Origin of the sequence: Oceanobacillus sp. M65 (assembly GCF_052246275.1) — a bacterium.
Taxonomy (GTDB): domain Bacteria; phylum Bacillota; class Bacilli; order Bacillales; family Amphibacillaceae; genus Oceanobacillus_B; species Oceanobacillus_B jordanicus.
In genome coordinates, this window is record NZ_JBQQCJ010000001.1 from 1,127,806 (window position 1) to 1,151,600 (window position 23,795).

The following is a 23,795-nucleotide window of genomic DNA, read 5'->3' on the forward strand; positions in this document are numbered from 1 at the left end:
TGTGTTTTTTCGTTTATGTGTTATTAAGATGCATGTGGTCGCTGTTGTTTTTTATAATACATATTAAACAATACCATGACCACAAGAACAAGAGCAGCGCAGACTAGGTAAAGACTCTGGTAACCGTATCCCGAAACCACAAGTCCCCAAATAAATGAGCCAAGTGCAATACCAGCATCATAAAGCATAAAGAAAGTGGCGGTTGCGTGACCACTCCGGGCTGGCTCTGCTGTTTGAATTGCCATCGTTTGGAAGCTTGGCAGTAGTGTGCCATATCCAAGACCGATTAAGGCTGCGGCGACAAAGAGCATCCAGGCAGATGACGTAATACTTAACATTACAAGCCCTGCCACAAAGATAAGCAAGCATGGGAGGATAACAAAACGCGCTCCTCTGCTATCAAAGGCTCTACCAAGTGAAGGTCTGGAAAGTAACATTACGCCTGCAAAAACGAGAAAGAAAAAGCTTGCTGCAGCTGCAAGTCCTATTGACTCTGCATATACCGAAATAAAGGAAAGGATACTAGCATATGCAAGGGAAATGAGACTGGCAATAATGGCGATCGGTAAAGCTTTTAGTTCGACTAAACTATGAATAGAAAGCTTTCCTTTTTTTACAGTCGTTTCTGCTCCTACTGGTTCTTTCACATGAACGAGAAGGGTTGATAAAATTCCAGCAATCATAAATATGCTAAGGATAATAAATAATGTTTTAAAACTGACAAATTGCAGGAGACTTAGTCCAATAAATGGTCCGGCCACTACCGCCAGGTTCATTGACATTGCGAAATATCCTAAGCCTGCTCCCCTGCGTGCTGGCGGAATTAAATCAGCTGCAATCGCTCCTGTTGCCGTGGTAATTACGCCAAAGGAAAGACCATGAATGAAGCGTAAGATCATTAATGGAACAAAGGATTCAACCCCTATATAGATAAAAGTTGTAAGTGCAAAGACGCTTACGCTTAAAACAAGCCCTTTTTTCTTCCCTATCCGATCAAGTAAGCCTGCCGAAAAAGGTCTAACAGCAATGGCGGCGATTAGAATAGAGGTAACAACAAGACCACCTTGTGCTTCTGTTCCATCCATTTCTTGAATTACATAAAGCGGAAGGGTGGTTATTAATGTATAAAAAACGACAAACACTAAGAATTGCGTCATAAAAATACTAATAAAACTACGAGTCCATATCTTTTCTAATTGATTTTTCATTCTGATGTCTCTCCTGATGATTTTAGTTTAGCTAAAAGCGTGTATAATTGGTTTTTCTCTTGTTGTGAAAAAGCCGAAAGCATCTCCTCATCAAAGCTTTCCACCGATTTTTTGACAGTAGGGATCCGCTCTATTGCCATCGGAGTGAGTTCAATAATCCGCTCACGTTTGTCTTGACCTTGCTTTCTGCTAATCCAACCACTCTTCTCCATCCGAACCAAGGTCCGTGTGACAGTTGGTGCTTCCGTATTTAAATACTTCCAAATCTCCGTTTGTGTCATAGCCCCAAACGTATCCAGGCAGTAGATTATGGCCCATTGTGATGCATATAAATCATGATCTTTAAGCTGTACGTTTAATTCTTTCACCGTATAACGAGACAGTTGATTTAAAGCATGCATAATATCCCGGTTTTCCACATTCTTCATTTTCATACCCCTCTTCAATACTTACCCAGGTAAATAAACACCTGAACTATATTACAGGAAATTTAGCTCGTTGTAAAGCGAGTGGACACTTTTGTTGAGTAAGTCGCGGAGTTAATTAACCAAGTTGTGCCGAGACATCTGCTGAGAGACCGTGAACATCGGCCGAGAGCACCGACACATCGCCTGAGGACACCAGAACATCGGCCAACAGCGCCTGAGCGCGCCGCCACATCACCCAAGAGCACCCACCCATTCTCACAATCTAGTAAGCCTTTGCAAAAAAGATCTTGCTTTTTTGAAAACGCTTGTGTTAACATAGATTCATCTTAGATCTATGTTGGATCTTTTACATGTGGGAGGCAAAAACAGATGCAAAATAGAAGACTTCTTGCTTTCTATGGCGATGATTTCACGGGATCCACCGACGCGATGGAAGCATTAGATAGTTTTGGACTTAGAACAATTCTTTTTTTGGAACCGCCAACAGAAGAATTATTAGAAAGGTTCTCTGATACCCAATGTATTGGGGTTGCAGGGACTGCACGTGCGAAAAATAACGAAGAAATGGAAAAAGAACTTACACCAGTTTATAAAAAGTTTAAAGAAATAAATCCTTATTTTGTTCATTACAAGGTTTGTTCAACCTTTGATTCTGCTCCAGAGGTGGGAAGTATCGGATATGCTGCTGATTTAGCTAGACGTTACTTTGAAAGCGGCTCCTATCCATTGCTCGTCGCTGCACCAGCATTGGGAAGATATACGGTATTTGGCAATCATTTTGCTAATTTTCATGGGTCCATTTATCGACTTGATAAACATCCTGTAATGTCAAAACATCCCGTAACGCCAATGGATGAGGCGAATTTAGCGGTTCATCTACAAAAGCAGACGAAGCAATCTATCGGAACAATTAACATGGTAGATATGGAAAAAGACCCAGCGGAAGTCACTAACGATACGGACGACATTATGCTCTACGATGCTGCAGAGGAAAAAGAGATGAGTTGGTTCGCTGACAAAGTTTGGCAAGATAGAAGCGAAACCACAACACAATTTTTAATTGGGTCCTCAGGCATTGAATATGCACTCGGTAACAAGTGGGAAAGGGATAACATTGTGGAGCGCAAAGTGAAGGAGCGTCAACCACGTGATATCGATCAAATGCTCGTTGTTTCGGGAAGTGTTTCAGAAGTTACCAAGAGACAGCTGGAACATGCAGAGGAATCAGGCTTCCATATGGAACAACTGCCGTATGAATTGTTTACGGAAGAGAATGTCCCAGAAAGCTACCTAAATCGCATCATTGAATTACTAGACTCCAAGAAGAAAGTGATTCTATATACAGCAAAAGGGACGGAAGATAAAGCAATTAAGGCAACAAGAGATCATCTAACACAAGCAGGTATTTCAGACATTGGAATCCATATTGGGCAACAATTAGGACGCTGGACAAAATACATTATGGAGCGTGCTCCACTGAAGAGAGTTGTTATCTCTGGTGGTGACACTTCTGGATTTGTTACATCACAGCTTGGCATTTATGGACTAGAAGTCCTTCAAGGCATTGCACCAGGAGCTCCTTTATGTCGCGCATATTCAGAAGACGAGCGCTTTGATGATTTAGAAATTGCGTTGAAGAGCGGACAGTTAGGTGGAGAAGGGTTCTTTGAGAATGTCTTCTTAGCGAAGAAAACCTATTAATGGGAGAAAGGGGATCGCGATGCTTTTAAAAGATGTAGCGTACCAAGCAATTAAGGAGAAAATTTTGGAAGAAGAATATCCACCAGGACAATTCCTTTCAGAACGCACCTTAATACAAGAGTTAGATATGAGTAAGACACCGATAAAAAATGCACTTGTTCGTCTAGAATCAGAGGGGTTTGTCACCGTTTCCTCCAAGCAGGGGATCGTGATTAATGATCTATCAATTGAAAGAATCAATGATATTTATAATCTGCGAATCGCATTAGAAACGTTTACCTGTGATGCATTATATGAACGAATTACACCGCAGCAACTTGGTGATTTGAGAGAGAACTTAGAGCAAACCAAGGTAGCAGCAGAGGAACTTGATGTGAAAGGCTTTGCTTCATTGGATCATGATTTTCATGTTGACCTAAGCGAAATTGCCGGAAATAAAGAGATTACACGCATTCTATTAAACTACCATGATCATTTACTTCGTATTACTTTGCGTCATTTGCGCAAGGATCCTACTAGGGTTCGCAAGTTCTATGAAGATCATGTTGCGATTGTAAACGCTCTAGAGGCACATCAGGAAGAAAGTATTACCTTGATGAGACAGCACTTGCAAGAATCGAAATCCATGTTATTTCAATAAGAAGGAGATGCCAGTTATGAAAGCAGTATTTGTTCAAGACGCTGAGAAAATTGAAATCAAGGACATTGACCGTCCAACAATAAACAGTGATGAAGTACTCATTAAAGTAGCGACAGCAGGAATTTGTGGTTCTGATATCCACACATACAAAGGGCTACACCCTTTTAGAAAGCCTCCAGTTGTGATTGGCCATGAAGTGGCTGGTGAGGTTGTAGAAATTGGAGACGCGGTAAAGAACGTTAAAGTTGGCGATCGAGTGACCGTAGAACCACAAAAAGGTACAGGAGAAAGTGAAGGCGTGATGACGGGGAATGTGAATTATTCAGATGAGCGACTTGCGCCAGGCATGGGAGATTGGTTAGGAACAATGGCCGAATATTTTGTGTCACCAGAAGATCTCGTGATTTCCTTACCTGATAGTGTGAGCTATGACCAAGGTGTGCTCGTAGAACCACTTGCAGTTGGTGTTCACGCAGTATTCAAAGGCGATGTGAAACCTAACGATAGAGTAGCGATTATTGGTGCTGGTCCAATTGGGCTGTTAACACTTGCAGCAGTAAAAGCAAAAGGCGTAACAGAGACGGTTATCACAGATGTGCTTGATTACTCACTTGATGTTGCCAAAGAACTTGATGTAACAGAAACGGTCAACATTATGGATAATCCAAATTGGATTGAGGAAACAAAAGAACGAATGGGAGGATCTTTTGATAAAGTCTTTATCACAGCAGGTGTTCCGGGCATTATCAATCAAGCTCTAAACCTATTGAAAAAAGGTGGACGTGTCGTAACCGTTGCGATGTTCCATGGTCAGCAAGAAGTGGACATTGAACAATTGCAGCAAAATGAAAAAGAAATCGTTGGCTGTATGACATATAACCGACCAGATACAGAGGAAGCGCTAGAAATTATTAAAGAAGCTAAGATTCCAGTTGAAAAAATCATCTCACATGTTCTGCATTATGAAGAAGCAGCACATGGCTTTGAAATTGTTAATAATAAACAAGACAATTCAGTAAAAGTTCTAGTTAGATTTGACTCATAGAGGAGGAATTTAGGGTGAAACGGGAGAGAATAATTGGTCTAATTTTGCTAATAGCTGCCTTCACCCTTCTCGGAGCTTGCTCAAACACAGCGAGCTCCCAAGAAGGGGAAAAGGATGTAACAACATTAAGGCTTGGACATATCCAAAGTGAATCACATACATGGCATAAGGCCTCTGTAAAATTCGCTGAACTGGTGGAAGAAAAGACAGATGGTAAAGTAAACGTCGAAATTTATCCTAGCTCCACACTTGGTTCTGATAGAGATTTAATAGAAGGAACACAAATAGGCTCTGTCGACTTTGCATTAGTTGCAGGGGTAATGTCTAATTTTTATAAACCATATTCTATATTGGAATTGCCTTATCTATTTGATGATCAAGAACACATGGAATCCTTCTTATACGGAGAAGGTGGCGAGGAATTACAACGCGATATGTTAGAAGAAACAGGAATTCGCGGTCTAGAATTTTGGGCACGTGCACCAAGGGAATTAACTACAAATAAACGAGTTGACACAATAGACGACTTAAAAGGAATAAAAATCCGTGTTCCAAATATTGAAGCATCTGTAGAAGGATGGGGCGCAATGGGTGCCAATCCAACACCGATGAACTTTAGTGAAGTGTATTCGTCACTCCAAACTGGAGTAATTGATGCACAGGAAAATCCGGCATCCTTTACGACTAGTGCTAAGATTCATGAAGTACAAGACTACTTAGTCAAAACAGACCATGTTTATGGCTACGTACAAATGATTATGAGTGATATTACGTATGAAAAGCTTAGTGAAGAAGAACAGAAAGCAGTTGAAGAAGCAGCATTAGAGGCAAGAAACTATCAAAATGAGCTTGTTGCTGAGCAAGATAAGAAAGCGCTTCAAGAAATGGAAGAATCTGGAGTTGAAATAATTGAAGTAGACAAAGAACCGTTCCGTGAAGCGGTATTGCCTGTCCATGAACGCTTAGCAGATAAGTATGGCAGAGATCTCTATGATTCAATTATTGAGATGAGTAGTTTAGGGGGGAATTAGATGCAGAGCTATGTGAGTTTTATAGACAAAATTAATAAAGCAGTGAAATATATCGTATCGGCCATGTTTATCGTATTAGCGGTATTAGTGGTACTTCAGGTCATTACACGCTTTGTCATTGACTATCCGCTTAGTTGGTCTGAAGAAATATCTCGATATTTAATGATTTACATTGTGTTTTTTGGGGCAGCCCTTGCAATGCGAAATAAAGAACATATTGCAATAGACTTTTTAGTAGAAATTGTAAGCGCTAAAAGAAAGAAGGTTCTAAATTCTATTATTCTATGGATTTCTCTTATTTTTGCAGCGATTCTTTTCTATTATGGTTCTGCTTTAACCTTAACAGTAGTAAACCAAGCTACACCGACATTGCAATTCTCCATGAGTTGGGCTTATGCAGCTATTCCTTTAGGATCTCTGCTGCTACTGCTTAATACAATTGCTGTCATGATTGAAGACAAACAAGGTAAAACAATAGAGGGAGGTGGGGCGCAATGATAATCGCATTATTTGTATCCCTCATTATCTTATTTCTTCTAGGGGTTCCTGTTGCGATCTCTCTAGGCTTATCATCAAGTATCGCCCTGCTCGTTGCAGGAGATATCCCGTTAATGGTTCTCGCACAGCGGGCGTTTGTATCACTTGATTCCTTCCCATTGCTGGCTATTCCGCTATTCATGCTAGCTGGTGTAATTATGGAATACGGTGGTATTTCTCAGCGATTAATTAATTTAGCCAATGCTTTAACTGGACATGTTTCTGGTGGGTTGGCCATTGTAACTGTCGTAACAACCATGTTTTTCGCAGCGATTTCAGGTTCAAGTGTTGCCGCAACTGCAGCATTAGGGGCTATCCTTATTCCTGCAATGGTTGAAAGAGGTTATCATAAGGATTTTGCCGCAAGTGTTCAAGGCGTTTCAGGGACATTGGGCATCATCATCCCACCTAGTATTCCGCTGATTTTATATGGTGTGGCAGCAGGTACGTCCATTGGTGATTTATTTATCGCAGGTGTAACACCAGGTATCGTGATTGGTATCGGATTACTTATTGTGGTAATCATCGTATCTAAAAAACGAAACTACCTGAAAGAGCCGAAGAAGACAAACAAGGAATTAGGTAAAGCGTTCTTGGAGGCGATTCCTGCTCTTATTATGCCTGTTATCATTTTAGGTGGTATTTATAGTGGAATCTTTACTGCAACTGAAGCAGCCGGTATTGCCGTAGCGTACGCGTTTCTAATCAGTATTGTATTTTATAAAACGATCAACTTTAAAAATATCAACAAGATTCTTACACAAGCGACCGTTACAACATCAACGATCATGTTTATCATTGCAAGTGCTGGGCTATTCAGTTGGATTTTAACTATCGAGAATATTCCACAACAGGTTGCAGAAATGTTTACATCTTTCTCTACTAATGGAACAGTATTCTTATTAGTTATTATGGTGTTACTATTATTGGTAGGAATGTTCATGGAAACCAATGCTTCTATTATCATTCTCGCACCGATTTTGGCACCGGTTGCCTTAGAAATGGGAATTGATCCAGTTCATTTTGGAATCGTGATGATCGTAACACTCGCAATTGGTATGGTAACACCACCACTTGGGTTAAATCTATTCGTTGCAGGAAAGATTGCGAACTTGAGATTAGACCAAGTTACAAAAGGAATGATACCATTCTATATTGCAGTGATTATTACGTTACTCATTATTGCACTATTCCCATCTGTATCACTGGGACTATTAAATTTACTTGACTAAGGAGTTTTGAAAAAGTATGGATAGATTAGAGTTAGTGAAAGACCTGCAAAAAACAGGCGTTTTCATGATGGACAATGATCTAGCTTGGGGAACAGCAGGAAATATTAGCGCTCGGGTAAGCGAGGACCAATTTTACGTATCTGCAAGTGGAACATACCTTGGAGAAATGGATATAAGCGATTTCTCTCTCTGTTCAGATGACGGATTGGTTGAAGGGAAAAAGCCATCTAAAGAGCATATTATGCATCAAAACATTTACAAAGAGCGACCAGAGATCAATGCTATTTTGCATGCTTCTCCTTTCTACAGTACGCTTATTGCCAATACAGATATGGCCATTCCTTCTAACTATTTTGTAGAAGCGATGTACTATTTGGAAAAGATCGTGCGCATTCCATATGAGCATCCAGGAAGTCTGGGGCTTGCAGATGCTGTAAAGGAAAAAGCAAAACTAGGAAATGTAATGCTACTTGAAAACCATGGTGTCATCGTATATGACACAAGTTTAAAAGAAGCTAGAATGGCATTGCAGACACTGGAATATACGTGTAGAATGCATATTCAGGCAATGCAGAGTGGTATTAAGATAAACGGCTTATCGGAAGACACTGTTAACGACTTCCTTTATAATGCCGGCTACAAACCAGTTCGTAAATGGGATTAAGGTAAATAGAAAAACAGCTGAGACACAGTCTCGGCTGTTTTTTTTTGTAGGGGGGAGGAGGAATTGATCAAGGTGGATTGCTAATCAACCAAGGAAGCTGTTTAATTAATCAAAACGCAGCCCCAATCAACCAAAGCGAAACGCCAATCAATTAAAAATATGTTCCAATCAATCAAAGGGGCTGCCCAATCAACCAAGGGGGCTGTTTAATCAATCAAATGGGTGGGCCAATCAACCAAAAAAGCTGTCCAATCAATCAAAAACGTGCTTCAATCAATCAAAAAACTATTCAATCAACCACGCGTCACCCCACCCTTTTCTCAATTATTCAAAATAACCTTCATCAACGTTCTCACATAAGCTGTTTTCATGTAATAAAAATAGCCTTTGTTACCATTTAAAACCAAATATTTTATTTATCCCGGTGCAAGCGTCCGTAAGACTCCCACTTCAAAACATGAAGTGAAACTAGTTTTGAGTGGGAGTAAACGGACGCTAACACCCCGATTCGTTCAACTAACAATCATTGGGGTGAAAAACCCCCCCCATATGACTGAAGTTTCACTTTATAAAAAATATATTGACAATTTAAAAATAGGGGCATAGAATGGGTAATAATCTTTTACTGTTTACTACGTTAAAGTGACGTCACAATCTAACGCAGGAACAAAATTTAGTAGAGAAAGAAGCTGATCCTCATGATAGACGAGCCTATTGTTGCTGCCATGCTAATATTTGCTTTATTCGCATTGGGAGAATTTTTATCCGTTGTTTCCAGAGCAAGAATCCCGATGTTATTTGTGGTGATGTTCGGTTATTTACTCTTACTTTGGACAGGTGTTTTTCCACCTGATATTGCCGATAAGGCGAATATTTCTGCTTTCGCTTCTATTTTGCCAGCAGTGCTGATTGTGCACATGGGGACATTAATCCCTTTTAAACAACTGAAGGAGCAGTATAAGGCAGTTCTCATTGCCTTATCTGGAATACTTGTTGCTGTAGTGCTTGTCATTGTTTTCGTTACACCGTTTGTTGGCTATACATCTTCTGTGGTTGGATTAGGGCCATTAACGGGTGGGATTATCGCGTTTGTTATTACATCAGAACGTCTGCAGGAACTTGGACTAGTTAGCTTGATCACCATTCCGGCACTCATTTTAGGGATTCAAAACTTTGTTGGAATGCCACTTGCTGCATTTTTCTTACGTAAGCTTGGTGTCTCTGTACAAAAAGAATTACGTGAGACAGGCTATCAGACAGTAGCCGCAACGAAAGAGAAGCAAGAAAAAAGCAGGAAAAGCTTGCTACCGGAAAAATACCAAACACAGGTCATCCTTCTCTTTCAAGTGTTTCTAGGAGCTGCTATAGCGGTAGTCCTTGGATCCCTGACAGGCATTAATTATAGTCTATGGGCACTTGCAATAGGCATTATAGGAACCTATTTTGGCTTCTATCAAGGAAGTATGATGGAAAAGGCAAATTCCTTTGGGATAACGATGGCACTCTTAATTGTTGTGGTGATGTCTTCCATGAATTCCATCACACCGTCCATGTTCACGGACTATCTTCCAGAAGTACTTTTGATCATGGTGGTTGGGATAATCGGAATTTTAATGGGCGGCTATTTCAGTTCTAAATTATTTAAATGGAATCCAAATAAAGGAATACCTGTTGCCTTAACAGCATTATTCGGGTTTCCTGGTGATTATATTATTTGTGAGGAAGTCAGCAGAAGTATAGGAAAGGATGAGAAGGAAAGAAAGGCTATTTTTAACGAGATTTTAACGCCGATGCTGGTCGGTGGGTTTACGACCGTCACGATTGCATCGATTGTGATTGCAAGTATTCTTGTTGGTACACTATAAAACTCAATAGAAGGGGAGCGTTACATATGACATACACTTTTGTGAAGAATGGCACGTTAATTGATGGCAATGGCGGAGAACCAATAGAAAAGGCTGCTGTCCTACTAAACGATGGGAAAATTGAGGCAGTGGGAAAAGAAGCAGAATTGGCATCACTAAAACCTGACGCAAAAGTAGTTGATGCCGATGGGGGCTACATTTTACCAGGTTTGTTTGATACCCATGTACACATGATGTTCCAAAAAGCAGAGATGCAAAAAACATTGGAGACGCCTTTCTCGATGCGTTTTTACCAGGCGATGGATTATTTAAAGAAAACGATTGATATCGGAATTACTTCAGTAAGAGACGCAGGGTTTACGGATGTTGGAGTGAAGCAAGCGATTGAAGAAGGATTAATTGTCGGACCAAGAATGCAAGTAAGCATCAATCCGCTTACCATTACTGGTGGTCATGGCGACTCTTGGATGCGATCTGGCATAGATGTGACGAATGTAACCTATCCTTCCATGCCGGATGCGATATGCGACGGCCCAGATCAAGTACACAAAAAGGTGCGGGAAATGCTGCGAGCAGGGGCTGATATTATCAAGGTACACGCAACAGGCGGTGTGCTTAGTCCTACTGACCATCCAGAATTCACGCAATTCTCGCAAGAAGAACTGGAGATTATCGTGAGGGAGGCGAGCTTCCGAAATGGGGTCAAGGTAATGGCCCACGCTCAAGGTTCTGAAGGGATAAAGAATGCAGTTCGTGCCGGAATCCATTCCATTGAACATGGCATTTACTTGGATGATGAGACAATTGAATTGATGTTAAAGCACGGTACGTACTTAGTGCCAACATTGCTTGCGCCGGTTTCTGTACTAGAGTTGGCCGAAACGACGAATGACATGCCAGCCTATGCGGTAGAAAAGTCAAAAGAGGTTGCTGAGATTCATAAAACTAGTGTTGCCAAAGCTCATCGTGCGGGAGTGAAAATCGCAATGGGGACGGATGCTGGCGTCATGCCACATGGTACCAACTTAAGAGAGCTTGGCCTAATGTGTGAGATAGGGATGACCCCAATGGAAGCCCTACAGGCAACGACAAAAGTGGCTGCTGAATGTATGGGGTGGGATAACAAACTGGGTACATTGGAAACTGGAAAAGTAGCGGATCTTATCATTACGAAGACCAATCCGCTTACGGACATCCGCAGTTTAGAAAACAAGGAAAACATCACAACCGTCATTAAAGATGGACAACTCGTGAAGCAAAATACGGTTAAAACGACAGTACGTATATAAGAGGCGGAAAGGAGAGAAAAGTGGAAGCTTTTCTCTCTTTTTATGTGCTTTTCTGATTATACAAACGACTTGCCCGCGTTACACTTAGCGCTAGAAGAATGAGGGATAATACACTGAAAACCCCCCATCCATCTAAATCTCTTGCTGCTAACAAGATGGCAATAATACTTCCTATAATAGAAGCGGAAAATCCGATCATCGTCTTAACATCTTTAAACATGGTATAATTCATCATTTTTCCTCGCTTTTATTATTTTGTGTGCTTTTGAAAAAGAAATAAAACCTTTATTATCCCACTTACATAGCAAAAATAGGATATGGCGACAACACCGATCAGCAAAATCCATTCTATGGAAAAATCAGGTATGGGTGCCATGGCAAGGCTGTACCCAATACATGAACACACCACGATGAGTAAAAGTAACAGGGAAAAACTTCTTTGTAAATAATAGAGCGATGTATGTGATGAAGATTTCAGCAAATCTTTCCCGGCAAGGAACCTTTCCAAGATACCGTGGAATAAGATGTTTATGACATCTCGAATGGTTGTTTTTTTCATGCTAAGTATATATAAAAGCTCTTCCCCATAGTGCGCACGCCATTTTTGGGGGTATACATAGAGGAGCCATTTCATAATAAGCCAAGCCTCCTCCATCCAAGCGACGTCACTTGTTCCAATTCCTTTAATCTTTCCTCAAGATACGCTTTGCCAGATTCCGTAACCTTATACGGCTTTCTTCTGTTTTGTAAGGGCATAGCTTCTATGAGACGCAGCTTTTCCATTCGGCTAATGGCGCCATATAGTGTCCCTGGTCCAAGCTTTTTATGATAGTGTTTTTCAATATCTTCCATGATGGCATAGCCGTGCTTTTCTCCTTCGGCTAAACTGATTATGATAAATAAAGCTGGCTCTGAAAACCGGTCAAGTGACTGCATTGCTTCACCTCAACTATTACGTTTTGTGTTATATCGTATAACGTAATAGTAACCAAAAAGATCCTATGAGTCAACTTTTGTCACAATTGTGCAAAAACCATGGTATGCTAGGTTTAGAGAGACATAAGTAAGGGGTTTTATAATGCAAGCGAATAAAAAACAAAGGTTAATCGTCACATTTTTGGTTGCTGCGATTGGTGGCTACATCTTTTCCTTCCTAAATATGCCGCTTCCCTGGGTGCTTGGTGCCTTAACGTTTACCTTTATCGCACAAGGGCTATTAAAGCGGGAAGCATATATCCCGATCCCAATAAAAAATACAAGCTTTATTATACTAGGAGTTTATTTTGGACTTTATTTTACATTGGAAACTTTCCAGATGATACTCCCGTATTTTCTACCATATCTTTTGCTTACCCTCATTCTTATTTTTGCTAGTATCGTTATCAGTATCCTGGTGACTAAACTATCGTGGGTGAAGGTAGATAGCATGACAAGTATTTTTGGTAGTATTCCAGGGGGCTTGTCTGAGATGACATTGGCAAGTGAAGCATTTAAGGCGCGAACCTCTTTGGTGGTTATCTTTCAAACAATTCGTCTGGTGACCGTTCTCTTTACCGTTCCTTCCATTATGGCCTTGTTATTCGGACAAGGAACAGGGAACACAAATGGTCAGGCTTCCACAGAGGTTATTCTTGGATCTCCTGTTAGCTATTTGGCTCTTATCCTGCCAGCATTGGCCGCGTTGTTTTTGAATAAAAAAATTCCAGCGGGGATTATTATCGGGGCAATTGGGGTGACAGCGGCACTTAATATTACGCTCGTAGAGTTGCCAGCGATCCCTCCTACGCTTATGTATGCAGCACAGGTTGCGGTCGGAGCAAGCCTTGGTAAAAATATTCTGTTTCGAGATATAAAGGCAGGTGGAAAGCTTTCCTTTATATATTTTGGCACATCCCTTGGCATTATTGCCTTTTCTATTCTGCTTGGTGTGATTTTAGCAAACCTAACCTCATTAGATTACGTTACAGCTATTTTAAGCATTGCACCAGGCGGTTTGTTTGAGATGGTTTTAACAGCATATAGTCTTGGGGGAGATCCTGCTGTCGTCAGCTCTTTGCAACTCATTCGCATACTTGTCATTGTAATCGGCGTGCCACCACTATTAGGTTTATTATTTCGGGATAAAAGGTCGACAAGTCAGACACCGTAAACTTTTTATTTGCTTAAAGCATTGTACTTGGACTGAGAGTTTAGCAAGGTTAAATAGAAGGAGGAAAACTGGTTATGTCATCGACCAAATGGAAGCAACCGACCATTCTTTTAATTTCAGTAGGAACTGCTAGTCTCGGAGATTTCATATATCTTATCGCTATCAATTTATTAGTCTTTCAAATAACGGGTTCAGCGGCTGCGGTGGCTGGGCTTTGGGTAGTCGGCCCCATCGTAAATGTGTTAACTAAATTTTGGACCGGAAGTTTTATTGAGTACCGAAGTAAGCGGAAGATCATGATTGTGACATATTTGGCTAGGGCGATATTTGTATTCTGCCTTCCTTTCTTATCTTCTATTTGGCTCATCTTTTTATTTCTTATTCTACTTAGCGTTGCGAAATCATTTTTTGGTCCTTCTTCTATGACATACATAACAGAAATGATACCGAAGGAGATGCGGAAACGTTTTAATTCTATTCAGTCCCTTACAACATCAGGTGCCTTCATTATAGGTCCAGCTGTAGCCGGATTCCTTATTCTACTTTGGGGCATCGATATAACGCTAATCATTAACTCGTCATCCTTTCTACTATCTGCGTTTTTCCTAATGCTATTGCCTGAAATGGGTGCAGTTGAGAAGGCAACCATACCAAAGCTTTCCTGGGCTCAAGTACGAGAAGACTTCCGAGTTGTTCGTAACTTTGTTAAGGTCAACCATTATGTAGCGTATATTTACGGATTGTTTCTGGTTACCACGATCTTCGCGTTTGCAATGGACGCTCAGGAAGTAGTGTTTACCCAAGACGTAGTAGGGTTATCCGAAATGGATTATAGCTTACTCATTAGTATTACAGGGATTGGATCGATTACGGGTGCCATACTCGTGTCTGTTTTCTCTCATCTTTTCTCACTACGATATTTGATTGCCTTGGGAATTCTATTTCAGTCGGTTGGGTATGTTCTCTATGCCTTCTCCTGGTCGTTTTTAACCATAACGATCGGCTTCATTATATTAGGCTTCTTTAACAGTTTCTTAAACACGGGAATAATGACGTTTTACCAGAATAATGTCCCAACAAATTTAATGGGAAGGGTAACAAGTCTTGTGCAATTATTGCAAAGTGCCCTACAAATTTTAATGGTATTAGTGGTTGGAACGATGGGGGACATTATTTCCCTTAGACTGATGATCATTGTGTTATCTACAGCTATGCTGCTAATCGCCTTCCTAATTGGATACAGTGCATTAATGCCGGCCAAGAAAACGTATTTTAGAGAAGCAAGTTAGAGGGGCTTTAGTTAAAAGTAGGGGAATACAATAAAAACAACCAGCACCGCTCTCAAGCGATACTGGTTGTTTTATTACTATTTTATCCCAGTGCAACCGTCCGTAAGACTCCCACTTCAAAACATGAGGTGTAACCGTTAGTTTTTAGTGGGAGTAAACGGACGCTAACACCCCGATTCGTTCAACTAACAATCAGTGGGTGAAGAACGAAAACTCCCACTGATTGCAGTTTCACCTTAAAGGACGTAATATAAAAGATCTTCTACATCACTAATAAAATCGGCCAACATAATTCGCCCAACTATATAGGTTAGAACTGACATTAAGATAACAGTAGCTAAGCTAAGGTAGACGCGTTGTCCCTGTTTTGCAACAAGGGTAGCTTTCTCATATACCATGATTACTGGAACAAACATTAAGAATAAAATTAATGACGTACCAAGTGTATACATGGTTAATTGAATAGAGCCTGCTAGTCCGAATAAGATAGCTAATACATTTAAACCAGCAAACGGTACTGCCAGCCCACCAAATTGTGCTACGAATGTTTGGAAGTCGATATGATTTTTAGCAGCTTTAACCATTATAAAGCTGCTAAATAAAGAGATCACCACTGAAATGGCAATAATAAAGAAAAGTCGAAAGTTCAATTCGAAAAATGGAAGAGAACTTTCTGTTGCTCCAAACCCACCCATAAATGAACGCGTTAACGAGTTTGCTAGAAAGTAAATGCTTAAAGAAAAGGCAATTGCATAGATAATTAAGGTAACGAACCCTGATATAAAATGTTTCCGCCCAGACTGAAATGCGAGTGATGGATTTTTAAGTAAGCTTAAGAAGTAAGAGCCGTATTCCTGCAAGCCATCCTTGATATCCGTAGGTTGGTTTACAGGTGCCATGGTTGCTGCAGACTGAGCTTTTGCAGTCAAATGGTCTACATTTGCTGGGTTCCCCTCAGGCGTCACGGCTGACCCACAAACACCGCAAAATTTTCCTGTTTCTTGTTTATGATTACATGTAGTACAAACGAGCATGTTCTAATCCCCTTTTAATAAATAGATACTTTATCTTTTTTCTCTCTCTGTTTCTTCATACGTAATACTACGGATACGATAACCGTCTTCACCTGTCACGACCGTATAGGTTTTTTCTCGATCATAATCTGTCTGTTCATCGAGGTGATTTGTAAACGTGAATTGTTCGTTCGTTGTCACTTTTACGGTAAGCTCGTCGACGATTTTGGCATCTATAACTTCATTCGAGGTGAATTCATAATAATAGTTTGTATCCTCTAAATCGGCGATGTAGGTCCCCAGCTCCTCTGATGCATCGCTTTCGGGCTCTACATAGGGTTCTATCAAACTATAATCCTGAAAGTTCACCGCATTCTCATAGGCATCGCGAAAGCTGAGAACAAGGTCACCAGCCTCTTCTTCAGGCGATACTGCAGCTTGCGCCTCGGCAGCATAAATGGCTTGATCATCAAACCAGAAATCAAGATCATACCACCCGTCTGCTTGCGGTTGTAGTGTATCGGTCTTCAACACGCTTCCGTCAGGAGCTTTCCATTCAGCATGAAATTCCAACTCATTCTCTTCTGGGAAGGGACCAAGAAAGTCGAATTCGTTAAGTTTCTTGCCTGTATCCTTACCGTTCATAAAGAGACTTGCTTCCATTTGGTTAGAATAGATACTTTGTGTATATCCTGAGAACTCAGCATAGACTTCGTGTTGATCTGCAGCTTCTACTATAAGATCTTCTTCATAGGCAAACTCACCGAACATGTTCTCCGCTTTAGCTGTTAACGTATAAGTGCCTGGGTAAACCGTGGTAATGGTAGTAGGCTCTTCTAACTTTAGCTTCTCTGTTACTCGATCAATCGTTACTTCGGCATTGTCCATGGAAGAAGACACAACTAGCTCAACTGGTACTGCTTTGAATGTATAAGTTGTATAAAGTCCTAAAACAACAGATTTAGGTTTGACCCGAAATAGCTCTGTACCGTTGGAGCTTATAATTTTTTTCTCCAGCTTGGTTGGCTGTTGTTCTTCCGATTCGACTATTTGCATAAACTGCTCTTTCACGTGATCCCATTCCGTTTCTTTTATGTATTGGAGATACGCTTCCTTATTAAGCAATGCATCTTCATCAACTTGCACGTGGTCAAGGAATGCTCCTGCCTGTTCTTCTGAAATGGCCTCGTCCATAGCTTGAATCTGCTTCATTGGACTAAAATAGCTATCCAACATTTTATGGGCAATAAATAGGGACAAACAAAGTACCCCAATAATAAGGAGTAACACTTTCGTGTGTTTTTTCATCGGATTTCGTGGTTTGCTTCCACGAGTGGGCCCAATTGTGTCTGCTTGCTGAGAAGCTTCGCCACATTCTGTGCAAAACCGATCTTCCGTCTTTAGCCTTGTTCCACAATTTTTACAGTATGGCATAGTTTTTCCTCCTTTCTTTTGATATAAGAACATTAGCCTGGGTAAAATGACCCAGCATTGATAAGTATAGCAAAATTCTTTAGGAAAGAAAGGAAAAATTGAGAGATTATTCGTCCATGCTTTTTCTTTGAATTTCGTCTTATTCATTATTATAATTAACAGCAAGTTGTTAATTTTCAATTATTTTAAGGTGGGGGGATGAGAAGTGGCAACGAATGATGGTAAAAGAAAAAACAAAAAGGGCGTCAAAATGCCAGACGCCTTCGTTATATTATTTGGTTTGTTGCTCCTCGCAGCAATTGCTACATATATTATACCAGCAGGGTCCTTTGAAAGAGAGACAACAGATAATGAGATTACCCAAGTAATCCCGGACAGCTACAGTGATACAGATATGAATCCAGCTTCTGTAATGGATGTATTCCTAGCGATCCAACAAGGACTAATTGATACAGCCAACCTTGTGTTTATGGTATTAATTATTGGTGGAACGGTTGCCGTATTTGAACATACAGGGGCCGTCAACTCTGGAATTAACGCTCTAATCGATCGTACTAAGGGGAGGAAATATCTGCTAATCATCTCTGTTATAACCCTTTTTGGTATATTGGATACAGCGGGGGTAAGTGGAAATGCTGTTATTGCCTTTATTCCAATCGGAATTATTCTTGCCCGGGCACTTAAGCTCGATGCCATTACAGGAATTGCGATGATCTACTTAGGACAGTATGTGGGTGTTGCAACAGGTACATTTGATCCCGTGATAACAGGGATAGCCCAGCAAATTGCTGAGTTACCTTTATTCTCAGGGGCAGCACTACGAGGAGCAGCTTTTATTGTGTTTCTTCTAGTTACCATTGTCTATATCTGTCTCTATGTAAAAAAAATAAGCAAGGATCCTGCAAAATCTATGATGGGATCGTCGCCTTTTGCCAAATATCACGATGATGAACAAGACACGGATTCATTTGGGGCGTTTACCCTGCGGCATAAGATCGTTATTCTTACGTTCTTTGTTTTCTTGGGAGTTTTTCTGTTTGGTGTTTATAACCTCGGTTGGTCGATTAACGAGCTTTCGGCAACCTTTCTTATGATGAGCATTGCGGTAGCAGTTATTAATAAAATAACGCCAAATAAATTAGTTTCGGTGTTTATGGAAGGGGCGAAAGGACTCGTCTATGGAGCCCTCGTGATTGGAATGGCACGAGCCATTGTAGTCATTTTGGAAAATGGGTATATTTTAGATACGATCGTTCATTATGCCTTTGGCCCACTAGAAGGTTTGCCAACATTACTCGGAGCCCAGGCAATCTTTGTTTTTAACTTACTCTTTAACTTATTGGTAACATCCGGTAGTGGCCAGGCGGTCATCACCATGCCATTTATTGTACCGTTAGTTGACATGCTTGATATTACACGGCAGACAGGTGTCTTAGCATTTAAACTCGGTGATGGCATAACGAATATTTTCACGCCTACCTCAGGTGTATTGATGGCAGTATTGGCTGTCGGAGGAGTTCCGTGGAATAAATGGTTCCGCTTCGTCTGGCCACTCGTCCTTATTTGGGCTTTCATTGGCGCTGTGTTTATTAGCATCGCGGTTCTTATAAATTACGGACCATTCTAACGAAAGGAGAAACAACATGGATCAGATAAAAGCATACATGACAAAACATCACCAGGACATTATGGAGGATATGAAATACATTGTGGAGAGTGAGTCGCCTTCCCATGATAAAGCACTATTAGACGTTTGCGGACAACGTATCCAAGACTTATTGGAAAAGCACTTTGGCTATCGTGCAATGTTAATAGAAGAGAAAGAACACGGAAATCATTTACGGTTTGAATACGGAGAAGGGGAAGAAAAACTCTTAATTCTGTCCCATTTTGATACGGTTTGGGATAAAGGGGAGCTTCCTATTAAGGAAGAGGGAGGAAAAATCTTTGGTCCAGGCATCCTCGATATGAAAGGTGGGCTTGTCCAAGCGATTTGGTCGATGAAAGCATGCAAGGATTTAGGTCTGCACGTAAATAAGCGCATCGTTTTCTTGTGTACAAGTGATGAGGAAATTGGCAGCCCAAGCTCGCAAGCATTGATCGAACAGGAAGCAAAAGACAGCTTTTGTGTTTTGGTTACAGAGCCACCCGTAGCCGGAAGTGGAGCATTAAAAACAGAACGAAAAGGTTCTGCTCGCTACTATGTAGATGTAACAGGCAAAGCAGCCCACTCTGGCAATCATCATGAAGATGGGGTGAATGCTATTAAAGAAGTGGCCGAGCAAATTCTTTATTTAGAGTCACTTACAGACTACGATAAGGGTACAACCGTGAATGTAGGCTCTGTGGAAGGTGGAGGGCCGCTAAATGTTGTTGCCGATGCAGCATCGATCGGGGTTGATGTAAGAATGGAAACAGAAGAAGAACAAGACAGAATCGAACACATCATGGAAGAGCTCGAACCTCATACAGAGGGCGCTAAAATAAAGGTGCACGGTGGCGTTATGCGACCACCAATGCATAAGAATGAACGAACAGAAAAGCTATTTGCAAAAGCCAAAGAAGTAGCTCAGGAACTAAATATGAAGCTTAAGGAAGAGAGTGCAGGTGGCGGAAGTGATGGAAACTTTACTGCAGCGATGGGGGTTCCTACCCTCGATGGACTCGGTGCTGCAGGTGAGGGGATACATGCCAGAGATGAACATATTTTGATCAATGACATTCCGGAGCGAACCGCTTTGCTTTGTAAGTTAATATATTCGGTTTAAATCACTGGGGATTTTCCCAGCTTAACATGAATAGGAATAATAAAGAGTAAGGGGGATGATGGAAATGAATCAAGGTATTGGGGGGGGTGTTTTTGCAGGTAGCATGTTTCTTGGTATTGGGTTAGGACTACTTTTTGATAACGTGGCAGCAGGCACGTTGATTGGTATGGGGGCTGGGTTCTTAGCTATGGCTTTCAGCAGTAGGAAAAGAAGCTGAATCGGGTTGCAAGTTTGAACAATTTAGGGTAATAATTTGATGAAGTGTACCAAAAGAAGGAGGTTTTCTATGTATTGCCCTAATTGTGGAATAAAGGTAACACAGGAAGCAAAGTTTTGCCCATCTTGTGGGATAAAGCTAATTCAAGAAGAAGACGTATTTAGACAAGACGCTGGTCAAACGCAATCGGCAGCAACAGAGGATGCCGGTAAAACAATCCCCGATCAGATGCGCAGTACTTTCTTGCATGCAACGGAACGCATTAATGGACTTGTGGGGGAAAAAGGGAATATTGACTTGAATTTACGGGATATATTTTCTTCTGTTTTAAAAAAACACTCCAAGGAAGAAGGGGAGATCCTGTTTATTTCGGGAACTTCTTTGACGACACCAGAGGACGAAGAAATCTCCACCTCTTGGCCAAAGCCTTGGTTGTTTTCCAGAATCTTTCTCATTCTGGCGGTTACATATCTTTTCCTATACGTATGTACTTATATGTTTCATAATCCTAACGCTTTGCCAGGACTTATTGTGGTTGGATCGTTTGTCGTACCCTTTTCCTTACTCATTTTCTTTTGGGAAATGAACGCTCCGCGGAATCTGAGTATCTATGAAATTGCCAAAATGTTTTTCATAGGGGGGACCGCATCGCTTGTGACCACCCTAATTCTGTTTTCGATCGTCCCGGTTTATAACCTGAATGTTGGGGGCGCCATCATTGTTGGCGTTGTGGAAGAAGTCGGAAAGTTAGTCATCATTCTTTATTTTATAAAGAAATTGAACCCAAAGTACATATTAAATGGCCTTCTTATTGGGGCTGCCATTGGGGCAGGATTTGCAGCATTTGAGTCAGCAGGCTATGCATTTCGCTTCGGCACGATGAATGGGACGGATTTTATGCTTTCTGTCATGTTTGACAGGGCCTGGATGTCCATTGGCACACACGTTAGCTGGGCAGCCATAACGGGGGCTGCACTCGTCTATGTTAAAAAAGCGGAGCCCTTAAAAGGGGAGCACTTGACCGATGCAAAATTTCTTAAGCTCTTTGCTGTCCCTGTTATTCTACACTCTGTGTGGGATATGCCACTCTATTTGTTCCAGGTATTTAATCTGATGTATATCGTGCTAATTATAATTGCTTGGATCTTTATCTTCACGCTAATTCATGCAGGGTTAAAGCAGATTGTTCGGTTGAATGTAGGTCAATAGGCAGTTGGGGAAGAGGACGTAATATGATATCTTTTAAATAGGATAAAGTGAAACGTCATTTCATAAGGCTCTTTCCGCCAGGCGGGGCGGGATAAATATTTAATTAATGAGGGTTGTGTATGAATGCACGCTGTGAAAAAATTCTACAATTACTCCTTTCAGCCAAGCAGGCTATCACAAGCGAAGAGATTTCCTTAGCACTCCAAGTTAGTTCGAAAACGGTAAGAAATGATTTAAAGGATCTTCAACCATTGCTCTTAGACAATCATATAAAATTGACATCGATTCGAGGGAAGGGCTATGAGCTACTTCCCTCTGATAAGGAAAAAGTGACTCTACTATTAGAACAACAGGCACTACAATCTTCGCCTATTAATTCGGAGAATAGGGTCTATTTTTTGATGGAAAAATTACTCATGCAAACAACCTATAGTAAACTTGAAGATATGGCTAATGAACTGTTCATCAGCCGCTCAAGTCTGCAAGGGGATTTGCGGCAGGTCAGGGAGATATTGAGTGATTATAACCTAGCACTAGAGCAAAAGCCTAATTATGGTATAAAAGTCGTTGGCGATGAGATGCAAATACGCTTCTGTATTGCAGAATGGCTTTACCAACAGGATGCATCTGTCTTACGAGGTGCTGTCGACTTAGACATTTTGCCAGAAGAGGATTTGCAGACTATAAAAAATAGTATTTTAACCAATCTACGAAAAAATCAAATCCTCATCTCAGATATAAGCCTCCAAAACCTCATTACCCATGTTGCCATAGCTGTTAGACGACTGGGAGAAAATCAAGCGATTGGAACAGGCTTGGATTACGCCCATTTAAAGAATGAAAAAGAATATAGCGTTGCTAGAAAAATAGTGAACGATATAGAGGATACTTTACAGATTACGTTTCCAGTAAATGAAGTTGCCTATTTGGCCATGCATTTATTAGGTACAAGACTTGTATCACCAAACGAAAAGGTGGATCGCCATGTTTGTAGCATGGATCCAGCAATTTCTGAACTGGTAGAGAAGATGGTAGAAAGAATAGATAATCAGTATGGTTTTCAATTGAAAGAGGATATGGAATTGCGGTTAGCATTAGCTCTACATCTAAAGCCTGCTATCAATCGCTACCACTACCAAATGAACATTCGCAATCCGCTACTCGATGAGATTAAATTAAATTATCCACTATCATTTGAAGCAGCACTTATTGGCAGTGAGGTATTGAATGAAATCCATTCTATTAAACTGGTAGAGGATGAAGTGGCCTATCTTGCCCTTCATTTGGAAGTGGCACAAGAACGGAAGAAACAGGAAGCTAGGAATAAACAAAGATGTCTCATTGTGTGTGCTTCAGGGATGGGCAGTGCCCAGCTGTTGACGTATAAATTAAAGGATCTTTTTCATGAAGAGATAGTTATTGCTGGAACTACTGAAATGCACAATTTAAAGCATTACACACTTGAAGAAATTGACTTTATTATTACGACGATCCCCCTCCTATGGGATCCAGGAATCCCTGTTATTCAAGTAAGCACTATATTAGGTAAAAAGGATATTTCCGAAGTTAAGGGGATTATGAAGAGAAACAATCCAGTAATACGTAACTATTTCTTGGAACCGTTTACATATTTTCGTAAAGAATTCATGGACCCTGAAACAATTTTGCGTTTCCTATGTAACGATCTCGAGAGATTGGGATTGGTTGATAGCAACTACCTCGATTCCGTTTTGCAGAGAGAGGTATATGCATCCACGAGTTTTGGCAATCTTGTCGCAATTCCTCATCCATTGGAGCCACAAACGAACCGTACATTTTGGTCTGTTATGACACTCGTAAAGCCTATTGAGTGGGGAGACAAGTCGGTCCAGTTAATTTTTCTCTTAAATGCCAGCAAGGATAGGCAGCATGAACTCAAGCCGATGTTTGAAGAACTAGGGAACTTGTTGGAGGATCAGCACCTGATTAGACAATTAGTTGCAGCTAAAAATTTTAATGCGTTTAAGCGGTTGATGGGTATAGGGTGAATTCCCTTGCTTATTAACAATGTTCCTTAGCAGTGTGTTTCATTTAATG

General features: G+C 40.8%; 23 protein-coding genes. 16 read left to right on the plus strand and 7 right to left on the minus strand.

Features of this window, described 5'->3' with window-relative positions; all coding sequences use genetic code 11:
- Positions 1-23 precede the first annotated feature (23 nt).
- The gene (locus tag ACTWPF_RS05310) at positions 24-1,208 is read right to left on the minus strand and encodes an MFS transporter (protein ID WP_443148571.1); all 1,185 of its coding nucleotides are present in this window, start codon (positions 1,206-1,208) and stop codon (positions 24-26) included.
- A complete protein-coding gene (locus tag ACTWPF_RS05315) occupies positions 1,205-1,636 on the minus strand; it encodes a MarR family winged helix-turn-helix transcriptional regulator (protein ID WP_106897573.1) in 432 nt (143 codons plus the stop codon). Before ACTWPF_RS05315 ends, ACTWPF_RS05310 begins: the two co-directional genes overlap by 4 nt.
- 369 nt (positions 1,637-2,005) lie before the next feature.
- Between ACTWPF_RS05315 and ACTWPF_RS05320 the strand changes: the two genes are divergently transcribed.
- The 9 genes from ACTWPF_RS05320 (at position 2,006) to ACTWPF_RS05360 (ending at position 11,640) form a co-directional block, all read left to right on the plus strand.
- Positions 2,006-3,337, plus strand: a complete 1,332-nt coding sequence (locus ACTWPF_RS05320) for a four-carbon acid sugar kinase family protein (RefSeq protein WP_443148572.1) — start codon at positions 2,006-2,008, stop codon at positions 3,335-3,337.
- Between the two features lie 19 nt (positions 3,338-3,356).
- Positions 3,357-3,977, plus strand: a complete 621-nt coding sequence (locus ACTWPF_RS05325; RefSeq protein ID WP_119578485.1) for a GntR family transcriptional regulator — start codon at positions 3,357-3,359, stop codon at positions 3,975-3,977.
- 16 nt (positions 3,978-3,993) lie between these two features.
- Positions 3,994-5,022: a zinc-dependent alcohol dehydrogenase gene (locus tag ACTWPF_RS05330; protein WP_443148573.1), complete on the plus strand. Its 1,029-nt coding sequence runs from the start codon at positions 3,994-3,996 to the stop codon at positions 5,020-5,022.
- 14 nt (positions 5,023-5,036) lie between these two features.
- The gene (locus tag ACTWPF_RS05335; RefSeq protein WP_443148574.1) at positions 5,037-6,053 is read left to right on the plus strand and encodes a TRAP transporter substrate-binding protein; all 1,017 of its coding nucleotides are present in this window, start codon (positions 5,037-5,039) and stop codon (positions 6,051-6,053) included.
- Positions 6,054-6,551, plus strand: a complete 498-nt coding sequence (locus ACTWPF_RS05340; protein WP_106897569.1) for a TRAP transporter small permease — start codon at positions 6,054-6,056, stop codon at positions 6,549-6,551. It abuts the gene before it with no gap.
- Positions 6,548-7,822: a TRAP transporter large permease gene (locus ACTWPF_RS05345; protein WP_036575604.1), complete on the plus strand. Its 1,275-nt coding sequence runs from the start codon at positions 6,548-6,550 to the stop codon at positions 7,820-7,822. The genes ACTWPF_RS05340 and ACTWPF_RS05345 overlap by 4 nt, the downstream gene beginning before the upstream one ends.
- A gap of 16 nt (positions 7,823-7,838) precedes the next feature.
- The gene (locus ACTWPF_RS05350) at positions 7,839-8,486 is read left to right on the plus strand and encodes a class II aldolase/adducin family protein (RefSeq protein ID WP_106897568.1); all 648 of its coding nucleotides are present in this window, start codon (positions 7,839-7,841) and stop codon (positions 8,484-8,486) included.
- A 698-nt stretch (positions 8,487-9,184) separates the two neighbouring features.
- A complete protein-coding gene (locus ACTWPF_RS05355) occupies positions 9,185-10,351 on the plus strand; it encodes a hypothetical protein (RefSeq protein ID WP_106897567.1) in 1,167 nt (388 codons plus the stop codon).
- A gap of 26 nt (positions 10,352-10,377) precedes the next feature.
- Positions 10,378-11,640 carry an amidohydrolase family protein gene (locus tag ACTWPF_RS05360; RefSeq protein ID WP_443148575.1) on the plus strand — a complete coding sequence of 421 codons (1,263 nt, stop codon included), beginning with the start codon at positions 10,378-10,380 and terminating at the stop codon, positions 11,638-11,640.
- A gap of 40 nt (positions 11,641-11,680) precedes the next feature.
- Here the strand turns inward: ACTWPF_RS05360 and ACTWPF_RS05365 are convergent, their stop codons facing one another.
- From ACTWPF_RS05365 to ACTWPF_RS05375, 3 genes are read right to left on the minus strand one after another with little or no spacing between them, the layout of a single operon-like run.
- On the minus strand, positions 11,681-11,872 hold the full coding sequence (locus ACTWPF_RS05365) for a hypothetical protein (protein ID WP_443148576.1): 192 nt from the start codon (positions 11,870-11,872) through the stop codon (positions 11,681-11,683).
- Between the two features lie 18 nt (positions 11,873-11,890).
- Positions 11,891-12,274 carry a hypothetical protein gene (locus ACTWPF_RS05370; protein WP_443148577.1) on the minus strand — a complete coding sequence of 128 codons (384 nt, stop codon included), beginning with the start codon at positions 12,272-12,274 and terminating at the stop codon, positions 11,891-11,893.
- Positions 12,271-12,576 (minus strand): PadR family transcriptional regulator, encoded by a 306-nt coding sequence (locus ACTWPF_RS05375; RefSeq protein WP_443148578.1) that lies wholly within the window; start codon positions 12,574-12,576, stop codon positions 12,271-12,273. Before ACTWPF_RS05375 ends, ACTWPF_RS05370 begins: the two co-directional genes overlap by 4 nt.
- A 142-nt stretch (positions 12,577-12,718) precedes the next feature.
- On the opposite strand from ACTWPF_RS05375, the gene ACTWPF_RS05380 reads away from it, so the two are divergent.
- Both ACTWPF_RS05380 and ACTWPF_RS05385 read left to right on the plus strand, forming a co-directional pair.
- Positions 12,719-13,789: an AbrB family transcriptional regulator gene (locus tag ACTWPF_RS05380; RefSeq protein ID WP_443148579.1), complete on the plus strand. Its 1,071-nt coding sequence runs from the start codon at positions 12,719-12,721 to the stop codon at positions 13,787-13,789.
- A gap of 74 nt (positions 13,790-13,863) precedes the next feature.
- The gene (locus ACTWPF_RS05385) at positions 13,864-15,078 is read left to right on the plus strand and encodes an MFS transporter (RefSeq protein WP_443148580.1); all 1,215 of its coding nucleotides are present in this window, start codon (positions 13,864-13,866) and stop codon (positions 15,076-15,078) included.
- Between the two features lie 236 nt (positions 15,079-15,314).
- On the opposite strand, the gene ACTWPF_RS05390 is transcribed toward ACTWPF_RS05385, so the two are convergent.
- A complete protein-coding gene (locus ACTWPF_RS05390; protein WP_443148581.1) occupies positions 15,315-16,112 on the minus strand; it encodes a hypothetical protein in 798 nt (265 codons plus the stop codon).
- Between the two features lie 30 nt (positions 16,113-16,142).
- Positions 16,143-17,525, minus strand: coding sequence for a TcaA NTF2-like domain-containing protein (locus tag ACTWPF_RS05395; protein WP_443148582.1), 1,383 nt, complete (start codon positions 17,523-17,525; stop codon positions 16,143-16,145).
- A 205-nt stretch (positions 17,526-17,730) separates the two neighbouring features.
- Here ACTWPF_RS05395 and ACTWPF_RS05400 point away from each other — a divergent pair, with 205 nt between their 5' ends.
- The 5 genes from ACTWPF_RS05400 to ACTWPF_RS05420 all read left to right on the plus strand — a co-directional run bounded on the left by ACTWPF_RS05400 (position 17,731) and on the right by ACTWPF_RS05420 (position 23,746).
- A complete protein-coding gene (locus ACTWPF_RS05400; RefSeq protein WP_234368358.1) occupies positions 17,731-19,152 on the plus strand; it encodes an AbgT family transporter in 1,422 nt (473 codons plus the stop codon).
- A gap of 16 nt (positions 19,153-19,168) precedes the next feature.
- Positions 19,169-20,293, plus strand: coding sequence for a M20 family metallopeptidase (locus ACTWPF_RS05405; RefSeq protein WP_443148583.1), 1,125 nt, complete (start codon positions 19,169-19,171; stop codon positions 20,291-20,293).
- Positions 20,294-20,357: 64 nt separating this feature from the next.
- Positions 20,358-20,510: a hypothetical protein gene (locus tag ACTWPF_RS05410; protein WP_238019915.1), complete on the plus strand. Its 153-nt coding sequence runs from the start codon at positions 20,358-20,360 to the stop codon at positions 20,508-20,510.
- 69 nt (positions 20,511-20,579) lie between these two features.
- Positions 20,580-21,719, plus strand: coding sequence for a PrsW family glutamic-type intramembrane protease (locus ACTWPF_RS05415; RefSeq protein WP_443148584.1), 1,140 nt, complete (start codon positions 20,580-20,582; stop codon positions 21,717-21,719).
- 119 nt (positions 21,720-21,838) lie between these two features.
- Complete coding sequence (locus ACTWPF_RS05420) at positions 21,839-23,746, plus strand: BglG family transcription antiterminator (protein WP_443148585.1); 1,908 nt, start codon at positions 21,839-21,841, stop codon at positions 23,744-23,746.
- Positions 23,747-23,795 lie beyond the last annotated feature (49 nt).

What these genes read in the sequence shown, in the direction of transcription:
- ACTWPF_RS05350 (WP_106897568.1), top strand. Translation starts at nt 7,839, where the DNA reads ATGGATAGATTAGAGTTAGTGAAAGACCTGCAAAAAACAGGCGTTTTC.
- ACTWPF_RS05320 (WP_443148572.1), top strand. Translation starts at nt 2,006, where the DNA reads ATGCAAAATAGAAGACTTCTTGCTTTCTATGGCGATGATTTCACGGGA.
- ACTWPF_RS05325 (WP_119578485.1), top strand. Translation starts at nt 3,357, where the DNA reads ATGCTTTTAAAAGATGTAGCGTACCAAGCAATTAAGGAGAAAATTTTG.
- ACTWPF_RS05315 (WP_106897573.1), bottom strand. Translation starts at nt 1,636, where the DNA reads ATGAAGAATGTGGAAAACCGGGATATTATGCATGCTTTAAATCAACTG.
- ACTWPF_RS05415 (WP_443148584.1), top strand. Translation starts at nt 20,580, where the DNA reads ATGTATTGCCCTAATTGTGGAATAAAGGTAACACAGGAAGCAAAGTTT.
- ACTWPF_RS05385 (WP_443148580.1), top strand. Translation starts at nt 13,864, where the DNA reads ATGTCATCGACCAAATGGAAGCAACCGACCATTCTTTTAATTTCAGTA.
- ACTWPF_RS05340 (WP_106897569.1), top strand. Translation starts at nt 6,054, where the DNA reads ATGCAGAGCTATGTGAGTTTTATAGACAAAATTAATAAAGCAGTGAAA.
- ACTWPF_RS05365 (WP_443148576.1), bottom strand. Translation starts at nt 11,872, where the DNA reads ATGAATTATACCATGTTTAAAGATGTTAAGACGATGATCGGATTTTCC.
- ACTWPF_RS05375 (WP_443148578.1), bottom strand. Translation starts at nt 12,576, where the DNA reads ATGCAGTCACTTGACCGGTTTTCAGAGCCAGCTTTATTTATCATAATC.
- ACTWPF_RS05370 (WP_443148577.1), bottom strand. Translation starts at nt 12,274, where the DNA reads ATGAAATGGCTCCTCTATGTATACCCCCAAAAATGGCGTGCGCACTAT.
- ACTWPF_RS05380 (WP_443148579.1), top strand. Translation starts at nt 12,719, where the DNA reads ATGCAAGCGAATAAAAAACAAAGGTTAATCGTCACATTTTTGGTTGCT.
- ACTWPF_RS05310 (WP_443148571.1), bottom strand. Translation starts at nt 1,208, where the DNA reads ATGAAAAATCAATTAGAAAAGATATGGACTCGTAGTTTTATTAGTATT.
- ACTWPF_RS05405 (WP_443148583.1), top strand. Translation starts at nt 19,169, where the DNA reads ATGGATCAGATAAAAGCATACATGACAAAACATCACCAGGACATTATG.
- ACTWPF_RS05395 (WP_443148582.1), bottom strand. Translation starts at nt 17,525, where the DNA reads ATGCCATACTGTAAAAATTGTGGAACAAGGCTAAAGACGGAAGATCGG.
- ACTWPF_RS05345 (WP_036575604.1), top strand. Translation starts at nt 6,548, where the DNA reads ATGATAATCGCATTATTTGTATCCCTCATTATCTTATTTCTTCTAGGG.
- ACTWPF_RS05390 (WP_443148581.1), bottom strand. Translation starts at nt 16,112, where the DNA reads ATGCTCGTTTGTACTACATGTAATCATAAACAAGAAACAGGAAAATTT.
- ACTWPF_RS05330 (WP_443148573.1), top strand. Translation starts at nt 3,994, where the DNA reads ATGAAAGCAGTATTTGTTCAAGACGCTGAGAAAATTGAAATCAAGGAC.
- ACTWPF_RS05420 (WP_443148585.1), top strand. Translation starts at nt 21,839, where the DNA reads ATGAATGCACGCTGTGAAAAAATTCTACAATTACTCCTTTCAGCCAAG.
- ACTWPF_RS05355 (WP_106897567.1), top strand. Translation starts at nt 9,185, where the DNA reads ATGATAGACGAGCCTATTGTTGCTGCCATGCTAATATTTGCTTTATTC.
- ACTWPF_RS05360 (WP_443148575.1), top strand. Translation starts at nt 10,378, where the DNA reads ATGACATACACTTTTGTGAAGAATGGCACGTTAATTGATGGCAATGGC.
- ACTWPF_RS05410 (WP_238019915.1), top strand. Translation starts at nt 20,358, where the DNA reads ATGAATCAAGGTATTGGGGGGGGTGTTTTTGCAGGTAGCATGTTTCTT.